Here is a 14359-nt window from a genome sequence, read left to right as displayed (position 1 = left end):
TGGGCCGCGTTGATGCGCGTCAATGTGGCACTTCGGGCGGTCAGCGGGGGCGCCGGTCCTCAGCGGGTGGCGCGGTGGCTCAACCGGTTCAGCCAGGGCGTGATCAGCAGCAGCAGTACGCCCGCGCCGATGGAGGAGCTGAACAGGAACACGAAGGGCGGGATGCCGCTGCCGGCCAGCAGGCTTTCCAGCGCGCCGGCCAGGTAGTTGGCCACGCCGATGCCGGCCAGCCAGACGCCCATCAGCAGGCCCACCAGCCGGACCGGGGCCACCTGGGACACCATGGCATAGCCAACCGGCGAGAGCATCAGCTCGCCGAGTGTGTGCAGCAGGTAGACGCCGGCCAGCCACAGCGGGCCCACCGTGCCCAGCGCCTCGGCCCGGCTCTGGGCTGCGGCCATCAGCACGAAGCCCAGGCCCAGCACGATCATGCCCAGGCCCATCTTGGCCGGATCCGGCAGGGCGAAGCGGCTCTGGTCCAGGCGCAGCCACAGGGCCGAGAACAGCGGGGCCAGCCCCATGATGGCCAGCGGGTTGATGCTCTGGAACCAGGAGGCCGGGATCTCCCAGCCGGCCAGGTGGCGGTCGGTCTGCTGGTCGGCAAACAGGCTCATTGAGCCGCCGGCCTGCTCGTAGCCCATCCAGAACACGATGACGAACACGGTGGTGATGGCGATCACGAGCATCGCCGACCACTCGGCCCGGGTGAGGGGCTGCGCATCCTGCCCGCGGCTGGGACGCTTGAGGCCGAGGAACACTGCCGCCAGCAGCACCAGGCCGGCCACCAGCTTGGTGCCCGCACCCAGCGATGCCCACAGCGGCGCCAGCAGGTGGCCGGCATCCAGCACCGCCAGCACCAGCGCCAGGCTGCCCACGGTCCACAGGGCGATGCGCGGCAGATCGGCCCAGCCGATGGGCGCCTGGCCTTCGCGCAGGCCGGCCCGGCCCAGCAGGTGCTGGCGCCACAGCAGGGCGATGATGCCGAAGGCCATGCCCACGCCGGCGCTGGCAAAGCCCCAGTGCCAGCCCAGGCGCTCGCCCAGGGTGCCAGCCACCAGGGGCGCGAGGAAGGCGCCCACGTTCACGCCCATGTAGAAGATGGTGTAGCCGCCGGCGCAGCGCGGGTCGCCCGGCTCGTACAGCATGCCCACCATCGAGGTGCTGTTGGGCTTGAAGAAGCCATTGCCGACGATCAGCAGGCCCAAGGCCACGTGCAGCAGCGGCTCGAAGGCCATGGCGAAGTGGCCCAGCATCATCACCACGCCACCGATGACCACGGCCAGACGGGTACCGATCCAGCGGTCGGCCAGGTAGCCGCCCAGCAGCGGTGTGAGGTAGACCAGGCCGGTGTAGAGCCCGTAGAGCTGCAGCGCGTCGGTGCGCGCGTAGCCCAGGGCGTTGACCAGGTAGAGCACCAGCAGGGCGCGCATGCCGTAGTAGCTGAAGCGCTCCCACATCTCGGCCATGAAGATGACCTTCAGTCCGGGCGGGTGTCGGGTGACGGTGGCGGAGGAGGCCGAATCCGAGGCGGTCGTGCCGCCGGCCAGATGGGGAGAAGACGCAGAGGAAGACATCCGGTGTGTGTGGTGTCGGGACAGGGGCGCCCTGGCGCCGGGTGGGCGCGGGGCGAAACCGCGTATTTTCGCTGCCCGGCAATGCCAGGCGCGGGGCGGGTGTTCCCGCGCGCCGTCCATGCCGCCGGATGGACGTTCCATGTCCTGCTGCCGTCATTTCGTCGCAGCGGGCTGGCCCGCCGGGCCGTGGGCCGCGAGCATGTGCTCAGGACAGGACATCCCGAGCAAGGAGCGTGTGCGATGACGAAGCCAGGATGGCGCCAGCCGGCCTGCAAGGCCCTGCTGGTGGTGGGCGGGCTGGTGGCCGGCAGCCTGGCGGGCACAGCCGCCCAGGCGGGCTGGAGCGCCGGCGTGACGGTGGAGCCCGAGGTGACGGTGGCCCAGGTGGGCCTGCCGGCCTACCCGGGCGCGCAGCGTTTCCGAGACCCGGACGGCGACGACAGTGCGGTGGACCTCAAGCTCTGGGGCGGCTCGCTGGGCCTGCGGGTGGTGGCGCTGAAGTACGCCAGCCGCGACAGCCTGCCCCAGGTGGCGGCTTTCTACCGCCAGGCCCTGGCCAAGCTGGGCCCGGTGCTGGACTGCACTGCGGGCAGCACCCAGCGCAGCAGCCGCACCGCCACCGGCCTGAGCTGCCAGGACGACCACCCCGAGCCGGGCCATGTGCTGCTCAAGGCGGGCAGCGCTTCGCAGCAGACCGTGGTGGGGGTGGAGCCGGGGCCGGATGGCACGGTGCGCTTCGACCTGGTGCGCATCGAGGCGCGCGGCTTCACGCCCTGAGGCCGAGGCCGGCGCCTCAGCGCCCGTTCATCGTGCCCGCGTCCACATGGCCGGCGGGCACATGCGAGGCCGCGTTCTCCACATGGCGGGTCTGGTCGTCGAAGAAGAAGTCGGGCTCGAACTCGGCCAGGAAGGGGCCCTTGTCCCAGCCGCCGAGGAACATGGCCTCGTCCACCGGCACCTGCCAGGCCATCAGGGTGCGGATGGCGCGTTCATGCGCCGGCGCGCCGCGGGCGGTGACCAGTGCGGTGCGCAGGCCCATGCCGGTTTCGGGCGTGCTCTGGCGCAGCCGGGTCAGCGCATCCAGCAGGGGCTTGAAGGGGCCGGGCGGCAGGGGCCGGGCGGCGCGCTCGATCTCGTGCTGCTGGAAGGCTTCCAGGCCGTCGCGCTGGAAGACCTGCTCGGCCTCGTCGGAGAACAGCACGGCGTCGCCGTCAAAGGCGATGCGCAGCTCGTTGGGGTGGGCGTCGGAGGCCCGGCTGGCATGCGGCAGCACCCGTGCGGCCGGCACGCCCGCGGCCAGGGCCGAGCGTGCATCGGCCTCGTTGGCCGACAGGAAGAGGTGGGCCTGCAGCGGCCGCAGGTAGCGCCAGGGGCTCTCGCCACGGGTGAAGACGCCGCGCTCCAGCGTCAGCCCGTGCGACTGGGCCGAGCGGAACACCCGCATGCCCGAGACCGGGTCGTTGCGCGAGAGGATGACCACCGCCACCCGGGGCCGGTCGCGGTTGAAGGCCAGCAGCTTGTTCACCAGCGAGAAGGCCACGCCGGGCGCGGCGGGCTCGTCCAGGCGCTGCATCTGCAAGGCCATGTAGGCCTGGTCGTCGCCAGTCTCGAACAGGCGGTTCTCCTCCTCGAAGTCGAACAGGGCGCGCGAGGAGATGGCGACCATCAGTCGGTCGTTGGGCAAGGCGGCCATGGTGTGCTTGAGCGGGGCTTCAGGGGGAGATCAGCGCGGGCCGGGCGTGCTGCCGCCCTTCATCAGCGCCATCGCGGTGCCGATCAGGCCGGCCACCTCGCCCATGTGGCCCGGCACGATCATGCTGTTGTTCTTCTGGGCCAGCTGGGCATAAGCCTCCACCGCCTTCTCGGCCACCTTGAGCTGCACCGCCTGCTCGCCGCCCGGGGCCTGGATGGCCTGGGCCACCTGGCGGATGGCCAGCGCGGTGGCTTCGGCCACGGCGACGATGGCGGCGGCCTGGCCCTGGGCGTTGTTGATCTCGGCCTGGCGCTGGCCCTCGGAGCGAGCGATGAAGGCCTCGCGCTCGCCGGTGGCGATGTTGATCTGCTCCTGCTTGCGGCCCTCGGAGGCGGCGATCAGCGCGCGCTTCTCGCGCTCGGCCGTGATCTGGGCCTGCATGGACCGCAGGATCTCGGCCGGCGGGGTCAGGTCCTTGATCTCGTAGCGCAGCACCTTGACGCCCCAGTTGGCGGCGGCCTCGTCCAGCGCGCTGACCACCGCGCCGTTGATCTGGTCGCGTTCCTCGAAGGTCTTGTCCAGCTCCATCTTGCCGATCACCGAACGCAGCAGCGTCTGCGCCAGCTGGGTGATGGCGAACACGTAGTTGCTGGAGCCGTAGCTGGCCCGCATCGGGTCGGTCACCTGGAAGTAGATGATGCCGTCCACCTGCAGCTGGGTGTTGTCCTTGGTGATGCAGACCTGGCTGGGCACGTCCAGCGGCACTTCCTTGAGCGAATGCTTGTAGGCCACCCGTTCGATGAAGGGGGTGACGAGGGCCAGGCCGGGTGTCAGCGTGCGGTCGTACTTGCCCAGGCGCTCGACCACCCAGGCGTTCTGCTGGGGCACGATCTTGACGGCTTGGCTGACGAAGATGGCCGCGACGACCAGCAGCACGAGGGCGATTTCCATGGGGAGGTCCTTGTGTGGAAGGGGAGAGGAATCAGGCCGCGGGGTGCAGCGGCACCAGCACCAGGCCGGTGGCCTCCACCGCGCTGATGCGGTGCGGGCCGGGTTGGCCGGCCTGGCCATGTTCGAGGCGGGCGTTCCACTGCGTGCCCCGGTGGTCGACCCGGGTGGTGCCATCGGGGTTCCAGTGCCGGACCTGCACCGTGGCGCCGATGTCCAGGTGCAGGTCGCGGTTCTGCGCCGCGGGGGCGCCCTGCGGGTGGCGGCGGCGCCGCCAGTGCAGCAGGGCCGTGGCGCCGCCGCCCACCACCGCCGCGGTCACCACCTGGGCGGTGGACCCCAGCCCCGCGTGGGCTGCCAGCGCGGCCGCGGCCGTGCCGACGGCCAGCATCAACAGGTAGAAGGTGCCGCTGGCCAGTTCCAGCGCCACCAGCACGCCGGTGGCGACCCACCAGCCGGTCGAGGCCGTGAAATCCATGGTGTTGCATCCTCGCGGTGAACCGGGCCCCAGTGTAGGGCCGCGGTCCGGTGGGGAGCTGGACCGGCTTCCCCGCGCTGTTTCCGGGACCGGGTGCACCGGATTCGGGCACCCTGTCTGACCGCGGAGATCTCACCATGCCCCAAGACTGGCACCTTCTGTTGGCGTCCTACTGGTCCGGCCCCCGGCTGGACATCAACCTGCTCGTGTTTCTGAACCTGGCCGGCGCGCTGGCGCTGGGGGCCCTGGTCGGCTACGAGCGCTCCTTCCGCGGCCGGGCGGCCGGCATGCGCACCTACGGTCTGGTCTGCATGGCCTCGGCCGCGCTGACGGTGATGACCGGCTATCCGGGCGCCTGGTATGGCGGCTTCGACGGCACGGCGGCCCTGCACGCCGGCGACCCGACCCGGGTGATCCAGGGCATCGTCACCGGCATCGGCTTCCTCGGTGCCGGGGTCATCATGAAAGACGGGCTGACGATCAGCGGCCTGACCACCGCGGCGTCCATCTGGGCGGCCTCGGCCATCGGGGTGCTGCTGGGCGTGGGTCTCTATGCCGCGGCCATCCTGCTGGCGCTGCTGTGCGCGGGCACCATGATGTGGGGCGCCAAGGTGGAGGCCTGGCTGCCTTCGCACCATGCGCTGGCTGTCACGGTGCAGCTCTCAGCGGGCGCCGCGTTGGACGCCACGGCGCTGGATGCCTTCTTGCGCGGACTGGGCTACCAGCTGGCGCCGGGCTCGCTGTCGCTGCGCTGCGAGGCCGGCCTGACCGAATGGCGCTTCGTGGCCGTGATCCAGCGGCGCAGCGAGGCCGCGCCGCTGGACGCCCTGGCCCAGGCCCTGGGCCGGCAGGCCTGGGTGGGCGGCTACACGCTGGCGCCCGCCCGCAACTGAGGCGGGGCAGGTCAACGTGCCTGCCGCCCTCGGCCCTTCAGTGCACGAAGCCCATTGTGGTCTTGCGGCTGCTGCCGGCCGCGGGCAGGTCCTTGAGCAGCAGGGTGCCGCGGCCGTCCAGCCGGGCGTTGCCGAAGGCCGTCATCCAGGCCCGGCGCATCTCGCGCGGGGCCACCTCGGCCAGGCGGTCCAGCACCGCGTCCGATGGGCTTTCGTCGAAGCGCTCGCCCCAGGCGTGGGCGGCGCGGATGGACTGGTAGAGCCGCCGGGCGATGGCGCGGGCGGCCTCCAGGTCGGGCATCTGCACCTCGTAGACGTTCATCCGGTTCAGGATGGGCTCGGGAATGCTGCGCTCGTCGTTGGCGGTGGCCACCCAGATGACCTGGCTGGCGTCGATCGGCACTTCGGCGAACTCGTCGGTGAAGCTGTGGGCGGTGTCGTGCTCCAGCAGGCTGTAGAGCGCGCCCAGCGGGTCGTAGGCATGCTCGCCGCGGGCCTTGTCGATCTCGTCGACCACCATCACCGGGTTGGCGTACTGGCCGTCCACCAGGGTTTCAAAGACCTTGCCGGGCCGCGCGCCCTTCCACTGGCTGGAAGCGCCCGAGAGCACCCAGCCGGCGGTCAGCGCACTCATGCTGATGAAGCCCATGCCGGTGCCCAGCAGCTGGGCCACCTCGCGGGCGAAATGGGTCTTGCCCACGCCGGGCGGGCCCAGCAGCAGCATGGGGGTGATCTCCAGCGCGTCGCGGCTGTCCTCCACCAGGGCGATCTGGCGCTTGAGGTCGTCCAGCGCCTCGTGGAAGTTGGGCAACTCGTCGTAGAGGTGGTCCATGGCCGGCAGGCCGGCGGGCTTGACCTGGAAGCGCTCGGGACCTTTCTCGAGCATGCGCTCGTAGGTGCTGCGCAGGTGTTCATGTTCCCGGTCGGGCAGCTTGGCCAGGCGCTGCTCCACCTCGTTGACGCGGTAGACGCTGCGCATGCGGGCGATCGGGATCGATCCACCCTGAACGGTCATGAGCTCGTGAGATGTGGACATGCAACCTCCATCCAATCAGGCACCGGCCGCCCCGGTGCCTTCATTGCAGCAAAGCACGTTCCGCCCCAAGCTGCGATCAGCGGCCGGATGCGGGCTCAGTTGCCGCTTTAGCAAAACCCGGGCCCGGGTGTCGTCGGGCCATTTCCCGGTTTTTCCACCGATCGGGACCCGATGGCCTGTGAAGAATGGTGTGTTCTGCCTTCGTGCGTTTCGTCCCATTCCTTCCAGGAGACTCTCCATGTGGCTTCAGAACGTGACCATCGGCCGCCGCTTGGCGCTGGTCCTGTCCGTCATCCTCGGCCTGTCGCTGCTCAGCGGCATTGCCAGCGTCCTGATGCTGCGGGACTTGGGCCGGGAGGTCGGCACCATGGTGGACGACCAGCTGAAGGTGGAGCGCGCCGGTGAGGCTTGGCTGAACAACACCTCCGCGGGGGTGCAGCGCGCTGCGGCCATCGCCAAGAGCAGCGACCCCAGCCTGGTGGCCTACTTCGCCCCAGCCAGCGCCAAGGCCATCGCCGAAACCAACGATCTCCAGAAGGTGATTGAGGTCGCCATGGACACCGAGGAGGAGAAGACCGCGTTCTCCAAGGTGACCGAGCTGCGCAAGGCCTACCTGGCTGCGCGTGAGCAGGTCAGCCAGCTGAAGAAGGCCGGCGACGTCGAGGCCGCGGCCAAGCTGTTCAGCGAGCAGTTCGAGCCCACCTCGACGGCCTATCTGGCCGGGGTGCAGAGCCTGGTCGGCCTGCAGCGGCAGACCTTCGACGCCTCGGCCGCGCATGTGCAGGCGCTGCGTGTGCGGGCCACCGCCGTGCTGGTGGTGATGGGGCTGCTGTCTGTCGTGATCGGCTCGGCCCTGGCCTGGCAGCTGACCCGCAGCATCACCGTGCCGCTGCGCGAGGCCGAGGTGGCCGCGCAGGCCGTGGCCCGGATGGACCTGAGCCAGGCGGCCCGCCGCCATTACGCCCGTGACGAGACGGGCCAGCTGATGCAGGCCATCGACGCGATGCGCGAAGCCTTGCGCAAGACGGTGCACGAGGTGCGCCGCGCGGTGGACAGCATCTCGACCGCCAGCACCCAGATCGCCACCGGCAACCAGGACCTGAGCGCCCGCACCGAACAGACCGCCTCCAACCTGGAGGAGACCGCCTCGGCGATGGAGCAGCTCACCAGCACGGTGCGCAACAGCGCCGACGCCGCGGCCCAGGCCAACCAGCTGGCCACTTCGGCGGCCGACGTGGCCCAGCGTGGTGGCGCGGTGGTGGGCGAGGTGGTGGCCACGATGACCGATATCCACCAGTCCAGCCAGAAGATCGCGGACATCATTGGCGTGATCGACGGCATCGCTTTCCAGACCAACATCCTGGCGCTGAACGCGGCGGTGGAAGCCGCCCGTGCCGGTGAGCAGGGCCGTGGCTTTGCGGTGGTGGCCGGTGAGGTGCGCAGTCTGGCCGGCCGCAGCGCCGAGGCGGCCCGCGAGATCAAGGCGCTCATCGGCGCCAGCGTGGAGCGGGTGGAGGCTGGCTCGCGCCTGGTCGGCGATGCCGGCAGCACCATGTCCGAGATCGTGGCCAGCGTGCAGCGCGTGACCGACATCATCGGCGAGATCAGCTCGGCCACCCGCGAGCAGAGCCAGGGCATCGGCCAGGTCAACCTGGCGGTGACGGACCTGGACCGCATGACCCAGCAGAACGCGGCCCTGGTCGAGCAGTCGACCGCCGCTGCCGAAAGCCTGAAGGACCAGGCCGGCCGCCTGAGCGGCATGGTGTCGACCTTCCGCCTGGAGGCCTGAGCGCGGGTCTGCAACGCCTCGGATGCCACGATCAGCCGCCCCCCGGGGCGGCTTTTTCATGGAGCGGCACGGGGGGCGATTTCCAAGAATGGCGCATGCCCCGGCTGCGCCTTCCCTCCAACCGCTGGCTGATGTTGCTGGCCGCCACGGCGGCCACCCTGCTGGTCCTGCAGGCCCTGCTGTTGCAGCGGCTGGCGCAGGCGCGTCCGTCGGCGCAGGCCCGGCTGGCGGCCGCCGTCCAGGTGGCTGAGGGCGTGGCCCAGTGGCAGGCGGCCGCGCCTGCCGGCCTGATGCGCGAAGCCGTGGCCGCCCTGAGCGCGGATCCCGATCTGGCCCGCACGCTGATTCAGTCCAGCCGCGCGCACCAGCGCTTGCCGGCAGGGGTGCAGGCCCAACTCGACTTCGAGGAGCAGGCCTGGCAGGCCGAGACGCTCCAGGCTCAGGCGCAGTACCGGGCGGCCTGGCAAGCCTTGCGCCTGGCGCGCCAGGCGGGCGAGGCAGCCCCAGCGCTGGCCGCACGCTACACGACGGGGCTGGACAGCGCGGCCACCGCCTTTCTCGCCCGATTGAACGCGTGGCATGCCGCCGAGCAGGCCCGTCTCGCCGAGGTCCGGGCCGCGGCCCAGGGGGTCGACCGGGCCTGGCGTCGCGGGTGGGTGCTGGGCCTGATCTGGGCTGGCCTGCTGGCGCTCTCGCTCTCGGCTTTGCTGCTGCGCGGCGCACCGCAGCAGGCATGGCGCCGGCTCCGTCAGCCTCGCCGCCTGGCCGCTGGAGGGGCCGTCGCCCCAGTGGGCCAGCCGCCCAAGGCGCTGCTGATCGGCCGTTGGGCGGCCCTGGTCTCGGTCCAGTTTTTCCTGCTGGCCGACCAGCTTTGCCGCAGCACCGACCAGTGGGCCGATGGTCTGCAGTGGCTCGGCGCACTGCTGGAACGGCTCACCCTGCGCTGAGCACACCGGCCTGGCGGGCTGGTGGCGGTCTCACTTGACCCAGGTGTTGAGCTGGATGATGGGCAGCAGCACGGCCAGCACGATCAGCATCACCACGCCGCCCATGGCAACGATGAGCAGCGGCTCCAGCAACGTGGCCACGGCCAGCGCGCGGCGCTGCACCTCGCTGCCCAGCTGCCGGGCGGCACGGTCCAGCATCACCGGCAGCTGGCCGGTCTGCTCGCCCAGTCGGGCGAACATGGCCAGCAGGCCGGGAAAGCGCTTCTTGGCCGCCAGGGCTGAGGCCAGCGGCGCGCCTTCGCGCACCTGCACCAGGGCGTCCATCGCATCGGCGCGCATGGCGTGGTTGCCCAGCGTCTCCGCGGCGGCCTGCAGGGCCTTCAGGATGGGCACGCCCGCGCTGGCGAGCATGGCCAGCGTGCCGGCGAAGCGCGCGGCGTTGTAGCCGCGCGAGAGCCGGCCCACCAGCGGCACCGTCAGGATGCCGGCATCGAAGCGCTCCCGGAAGGCCGGGTTGCGCAGGGCCACCATCAGGCCACCCAGGCCCGCGGCGATCAGCACCAGCACCAGCAGGCCCCAGTGCCGCACGAAGCTGCTGATGGCCAGCATGGCCACCGTCAGGCCCGGCAGCGCATGCTTGCCGTTGGCGAAGACCGAGGCCACCTGCGGCACCACATAGCTGACCAGGAAGGTCACGATGACCACCGCGATCAGCGAGACGATGGCCGGGTAGAGCATGGCGCCGATCAGCTTGGCGCGCAGGGCTTGACGCTCTTCCAGGTCGTTGGCCAGCCGGTCCAGCACCGGGCCCAGTGCGCCGCTGGCCTCGCCGGCGGCCACCACGGCGCGGTAGACGTCGTCGAACTCGCGCGGCGCGGTGGACAGGGCGCGGGCAAAGGGGCTGCCGGCGTTGACCTCGCTGCGCAGGTGGGCGATGAGCTCGCGCTGGCGTGGCTCCTCGGCTTCGTCGGACAGGGCGGTCAGCGCCCGCTCCAGCGGCAGGCCGGAGCTGACCAGCCCGGCCAGCTGCCGGGTCCAGACGGTCAGGCCGCTGCTGGTGAAGGCCCGGCGGCCGCGCGGCATCATGGACCGGCCGCCGCCCGCCTCGGCCATGGCCACCGCGGTGACGGCCAGCGGCACCAGGCCCTGGCCCCGCACCAGGGCGCGTGCGGCCTTGGCGTTGTCGGCCTCGACCAGGCCGTGCACCGTCTTGCCGGCGTCGTTGAGGGCCTCGTACTTGAATGCGGACATGGTGGGGTGGGGCTCAGTCGCGGGTCACGCGCAGCACTTCTTCCAGCGAGGTGATGCCCTGGGCCACCAGGCGCTCGCCGTCCTCGCGCATCGAGCGCAGGCCATGGCCGCGCGCAGCCTCGACGATCGCGCTCTCGGCGGCCTGGTTGTGGATCAGGGCCTGCACCGCCGGGTTCACCACCATCAGTTCGTAGACGCCGGTGCGGCCCTTGTAGCCGCTGCCACCGCATTCGGGGCAGCCCACGGCCACCCAGCGCGGCTGGCCATCGGGGCCGGGCTCGCCGGGCTTCTTGCAGTGGGTGCAGAGCTTGCGCACCAGGCGCTGGGCCTGCACGCCCAGCAGGCTGGAGCTGAGCAGGAAGGGCTCCACGCCCATGTCGATCAGGCGGGTGACGGCCGAGGGCGCGTCGTTGGTGTGCAGCGTGGCCAGCACCAGGTGGCCGGTCAGCGAGGCCTGGATGGCGATCTGCGCGGTCTCGAAGTCGCGGATTTCGCCGATCATGATCACGTCCGGGTCCTGGCGCAGGATGGCGCGCAGGGCCTTGGCGAAGGTGAGGTCGATCTTGGCGTTGACCTGGGTCTGGCCGATGCCCGGCAGCTCGTACTCGACCGGGTCCTCCACCGTCAGGATGTTGGTGGTGGCGGTGTCCAGCCGGCCCAGGCTGGCGTACAGCGTGGTGGTCTTGCCGGAGCCGGTCGGGCCGGTCACCAGCACGATGCCGTGGGGCTGGTGCACCAGGTGGTCGAAGGCGTTGAGCACCGCACCGTCCATGCCCAGGCCTTCCAGCGTGAACTTGGATTCGGTTTTGTCGAGCAGCCGCAGCACCGCGCGTTCGCCATGGGCGCTGGGCAGGGTCGAGACCCGCACGTCGATGGCCTTGCCACCGATGCGCAGGCTGATGCGGCCGTCCTGCGGCAGGCGCTTCTCGGCGATGTCGAGCTCGGCCATGATCTTCAGCCGGCTGATCAGCGCGGCGTGCAGGGCCTTGTTGGGCTGCACCACCTCGCGCAGCGTGCCGTCCACCCGGAAGCGCACCGAGCTGCTGCGCTCGTAGGGCTCGATGTGGATGTCGCTCGCGCCGTCCTTGGCCGCCTGCGTCAGCAGGGCGTTGAGCATGCGGATGATGGGCGCGTCGTTGGCGGCCTCCAGCAGGTCTTCCACCGCCGGCAGCTCCTGCATCATGCGGGAGAGGTCCACCGCGCTCTCAACCTCGCCAATCACCGAGGCCGCGCTGCCCTCGCCGCCGGCATAGGCCTCGGCCAGGCGGCGGGCCAGGGCCTCGGCCGGCAGGGTCTCGAGCTGGTCCACCGCATACAGGCGCAGCACCTCGCCCAAGGCGCTGCGCGGGCTGCTGTCGGCGCAGTGCAGCACCAGGCGCTGGCCGTCGTCTTCCAGCAGCAGGGTGTTGGCCTTGGCGAAGGCGTAGGGCAGGGGGTGTCGCTGGCCCATGGTGTCAATTCGTGGTGGCAGGGGCCGAGGCGCTGTCGGCAGGGGCCTGCGGCGCGTCGAAGGGCTGGGTGACCAGCGGGGCCGCCGGCACCTTCTGACCGGGCTGGCGGGCCGGCAGCACCGGGGCGCTGTCCACCGGCAGCAGGATGTCCTTCTCGGGCTGGGCGTTCTGCTGCACGGCGCGGATGGCGTCGTAGCGGTCCACCACCAGCTTGTCCATCGAGGCGTTGTCCCGGATGATGACCGGGCGCAGGAACAGCATCAGGTCGGTCTTGGTGCGGGTGCGGTTGTCGCTGCTGAACAGCCTGCCCACCAGCGGGATGCTGCCCAGCAGCGGCACCTTGTTGTCGGCATCGCCGTACTCGTCCTTGAGCAGGCCGCCGAGCACCATGGTCTGGCCATCGTCCACCACCACGGAGGTCTCGATCGAGCTCTTGTCGGTGATGGAGCTGCCGTCCGAGCGCAGGGTGGAGTTCTCCTGGTAGACCGTCATGCGGATGGTGCCGCCCTCGCCGATCTGGCTCTTGATGCGCAGCACGATGCCCACATCCTTGCGCTCGACCGTCTGGAACGGGTTGACCGAGTTGCTGCTGCCGCCGGTGTTGGTGTAGCTGCCGGTGACGAAGGGCACGTTGGAGCCGATGACGATCTTGGCTTCCTCGTTGTCCAGCGCGACCAGGTTCGGCGTGGACAGCACGTTGGCGCCGGTCTGGGTCTGCAGGAAGTTGGCCAGGGCGCCCAGCGTGAAGGCGCCGTTGATCTTGTTCAGGATGCCGATGTTGATGCCCTGGTTCAGGGACGCGGCGGTGCTGGCGCTGCTGGAACTGCTGGAACTGGTGCTGGTGCCCGTGAACTGGGCCAGGGTCAGGTTGGCAATGTTGCCGGTGCTGCCGTAGTTGGTGCCGACGTACCCGATGGTGTTGTTGCTGGTGCTGCCCAGGATGCCTTGCCACTGCACGCCGAACTGGGCTGCCTTGGCGGCATCCACCTTGACGATCATGGTTTCGACATAGACCTGCGCGCGGCGGGTGTCGAGCTGGTCGATCACCTGGCGCATCTGGCGATAGACCGGTTCCGGGGCCGAGATGATCAGCGAGTTGGTGGCCGGGTCGGCCTGGATCTGCCCGCCGGTGGAGACCGAGGCGGTGGCGCTGACCGGGGTGGTCGAGGCGCTGGACAGCGCGCTGGTGGCGCCACTGCCGTTGCTGTTGCCCAAGCTGCCTGGGTTGGTGGCCGTGGCGGTGGGGCGCGTGCTGCTGCCACCCGCACCGGTGAGCCCACCGGTGCCGGCCGTGCTGCCGCCGGATCCGCTGGCCGCGGCTGCGCCGCTGGCCATCGCGGCGCGCAGCACCTCGGCCAGGCGCACCGCGTCGGCGTTCTTCAGGTAGACCACCCAGATGTTGCCGGCCGGGCCGCCGCCGGGCACGGGGCGGTCCAGTTTGTCGATCAAGGCCTTGGTGGCCGCCATGCGGGTGGGGTTGGCGGCGCGGATCACCAGCGCGTTGGTGCGCGGCTCCACCATGATGGTGGTGGCGCTGCCACTCTGGCCCACGGCCGCGGCGCCGGGCGCATTGCTGGCGGCCACGTCGCTGAGCTTCTGGATCAGCGGCGCCAGGTCCGAGGCCATGGCGTAGCGCACCGGCACGATCTCGATCTCCGAGGCGGCGGGCTGGTCCAGGGCGGCGATGATCTTGCCCAGGCGCTGCAGGTTGTCCGCGTAGTCGGTGATGACCAGGGTGCCGTTGCTGGGGTTGGCGTTGATGGTGTTGTTGGCGCTGATCAGCGGACGCAGCACCGCCACCAGGTTGTTCGGGTTCTCGTGGTTCAGACGGAAGATCTGGGTGACCACCTGGTCGCCATGGGCCGTGGGCGTGCCCACGGTCACGGTGCCGGCCTGCAGCTTGGCCTCGGCCTCGGGAACGACCTTGAGCAAGCCGGCGTTCTCGACCACGGTGAAGCCCAGGCCGCGCAGGGCGGCCAGGTAGCTGCGCCAGGCCTCCAGCGGGGGCTGCGGCTTCTCGCTGGTGACGGTGATCTTGCCGCGCACCCGCGGGTCGACCACGATCTGGCGGTCCAGCATGGTGCCGATGGCGCGCGAGACGGCGTCCACGTCGGCATCGACGAAGTTCAGCGTCACCGGGGCGCGGGCCCGGGTGGCGGGCATCGGCGGATCGTCACCCGCGGCGCGGCCCGACAGCGGTGCGGCCAGGCTCAGCGACAGGATGAAGGCCAGGGGCTTCAGGCGGGGCTGCGGTGCGGCCACAGGGCCGCGCGGTGCGTGGTGGTTCAAAGAGCTCATG

Annotated in this window: 12 protein-coding genes; 4 read left to right on the top strand and 8 right to left on the bottom strand. The window is 70.8% G+C overall.

The genetic code is table 11. From position 1 onward, the window contains the following. Positions 1 to 59: 59 nt before the first annotated feature. Positions 60 to 1574 carry a peptide MFS transporter gene (locus tag M0L44_RS09490; protein ID WP_252769483.1) on the bottom strand — a complete coding sequence of 505 codons (1515 nt, stop codon included), beginning with the start codon at positions 1572 to 1574 and terminating at the stop codon, positions 60 to 62. Positions 1575 to 1814: 240 nt separating this feature from the next. Here M0L44_RS09490 and M0L44_RS09485 point away from each other — a divergent pair, with 240 nt between their 5' ends. Then, positions 1815 to 2351: a hypothetical protein gene (locus M0L44_RS09485; RefSeq protein ID WP_252769482.1), complete on the top strand. Its 537-nt coding sequence runs from the start codon at positions 1815 to 1817 to the stop codon at positions 2349 to 2351. 16 nt (positions 2352 to 2367) lie between these two features. Here the strand turns inward: M0L44_RS09485 and M0L44_RS09480 are convergent, their stop codons facing one another. Genes M0L44_RS09480 through M0L44_RS09470 form a run of 3 tightly spaced genes read right to left on the bottom strand, consistent with a single transcriptional unit; the run spans position 2368 to position 4693 of the window. Next, positions 2368 to 3267, bottom strand: a complete 900-nt coding sequence (locus tag M0L44_RS09480) for a 5'-nucleotidase (RefSeq protein ID WP_252769481.1) — start codon at positions 3265 to 3267, stop codon at positions 2368 to 2370. Positions 3268 to 3297: 30 nt separating this feature from the next. Next, complete coding sequence (locus M0L44_RS09475; protein WP_252769480.1) at positions 3298 to 4218, bottom strand: SPFH domain-containing protein; 921 nt, start codon at positions 4216 to 4218, stop codon at positions 3298 to 3300. Positions 4219 to 4249: 31 nt separating this feature from the next. Beyond that, entirely contained in the window at positions 4250 to 4693 is a 444-nt protein-coding gene (locus M0L44_RS09470) for an NfeD family protein (protein WP_252769479.1), read from the bottom strand. 137 nt (positions 4694 to 4830) lie between these two features. Here M0L44_RS09470 and M0L44_RS09465 point away from each other — a divergent pair, with 137 nt between their 5' ends. Continuing rightward, positions 4831 to 5586, top strand: a complete 756-nt coding sequence (locus M0L44_RS09465) for an MgtC/SapB family protein (RefSeq protein ID WP_252769478.1) — start codon at positions 4831 to 4833, stop codon at positions 5584 to 5586. 37 nt (positions 5587 to 5623) lie between these two features. Here M0L44_RS09465 and M0L44_RS09460 read toward each other — a convergent pair whose 3' ends face one another. Continuing rightward, positions 5624 to 6622 carry an AAA family ATPase gene (locus M0L44_RS09460; RefSeq protein ID WP_252769477.1) on the bottom strand — a complete coding sequence of 333 codons (999 nt, stop codon included), beginning with the start codon at positions 6620 to 6622 and terminating at the stop codon, positions 5624 to 5626. 238 nt (positions 6623 to 6860) lie between these two features. Between M0L44_RS09460 and M0L44_RS09455 the strand changes: the two genes are divergently transcribed. Continuing rightward, complete coding sequence (locus M0L44_RS09455) at positions 6861 to 8411, top strand: methyl-accepting chemotaxis protein (protein WP_252769474.1); 1551 nt, start codon at positions 6861 to 6863, stop codon at positions 8409 to 8411. Between the two features lie 95 nt (positions 8412 to 8506). After that, positions 8507 to 9358 carry a hypothetical protein gene (locus M0L44_RS09450; protein WP_252769473.1) on the top strand — a complete coding sequence of 284 codons (852 nt, stop codon included), beginning with the start codon at positions 8507 to 8509 and terminating at the stop codon, positions 9356 to 9358. Between the two features lie 30 nt (positions 9359 to 9388). Here the strand turns inward: M0L44_RS09450 and gspF are convergent, their stop codons facing one another. Genes gspF through gspD form a run of 3 tightly spaced genes read right to left on the bottom strand, consistent with a single transcriptional unit; the run spans position 9389 to position 14358 of the window. Further along, entirely contained in the window at positions 9389 to 10609 is a 1221-nt protein-coding gene (gene gspF / locus M0L44_RS09445; RefSeq protein ID WP_252769471.1) for a type II secretion system inner membrane protein GspF, read from the bottom strand. Between the two features lie 13 nt (positions 10610 to 10622). Next, positions 10623 to 12059 carry a type II secretion system ATPase GspE gene (gspE, locus tag M0L44_RS09440; protein WP_252769469.1) on the bottom strand — a complete coding sequence of 479 codons (1437 nt, stop codon included), beginning with the start codon at positions 12057 to 12059 and terminating at the stop codon, positions 10623 to 10625. Between the two features lie 4 nt (positions 12060 to 12063). Further along, entirely contained in the window at positions 12064 to 14358 is a 2295-nt protein-coding gene (gspD, locus tag M0L44_RS09435) for a type II secretion system secretin GspD (protein WP_252769467.1), read from the bottom strand. Position 14359: the final 1 nt, after the last annotated feature.

The sequence above is a fragment of the Ideonella oryzae genome (assembly GCF_024055665.1).
Classification (GTDB): domain Bacteria; phylum Pseudomonadota; class Gammaproteobacteria; order Burkholderiales; family Burkholderiaceae_C; genus Ideonella; species Ideonella oryzae.
Note: the sequence above shows the minus strand (reverse complement) of the source record. Positions and strands in the feature narration are given on the sequence as shown.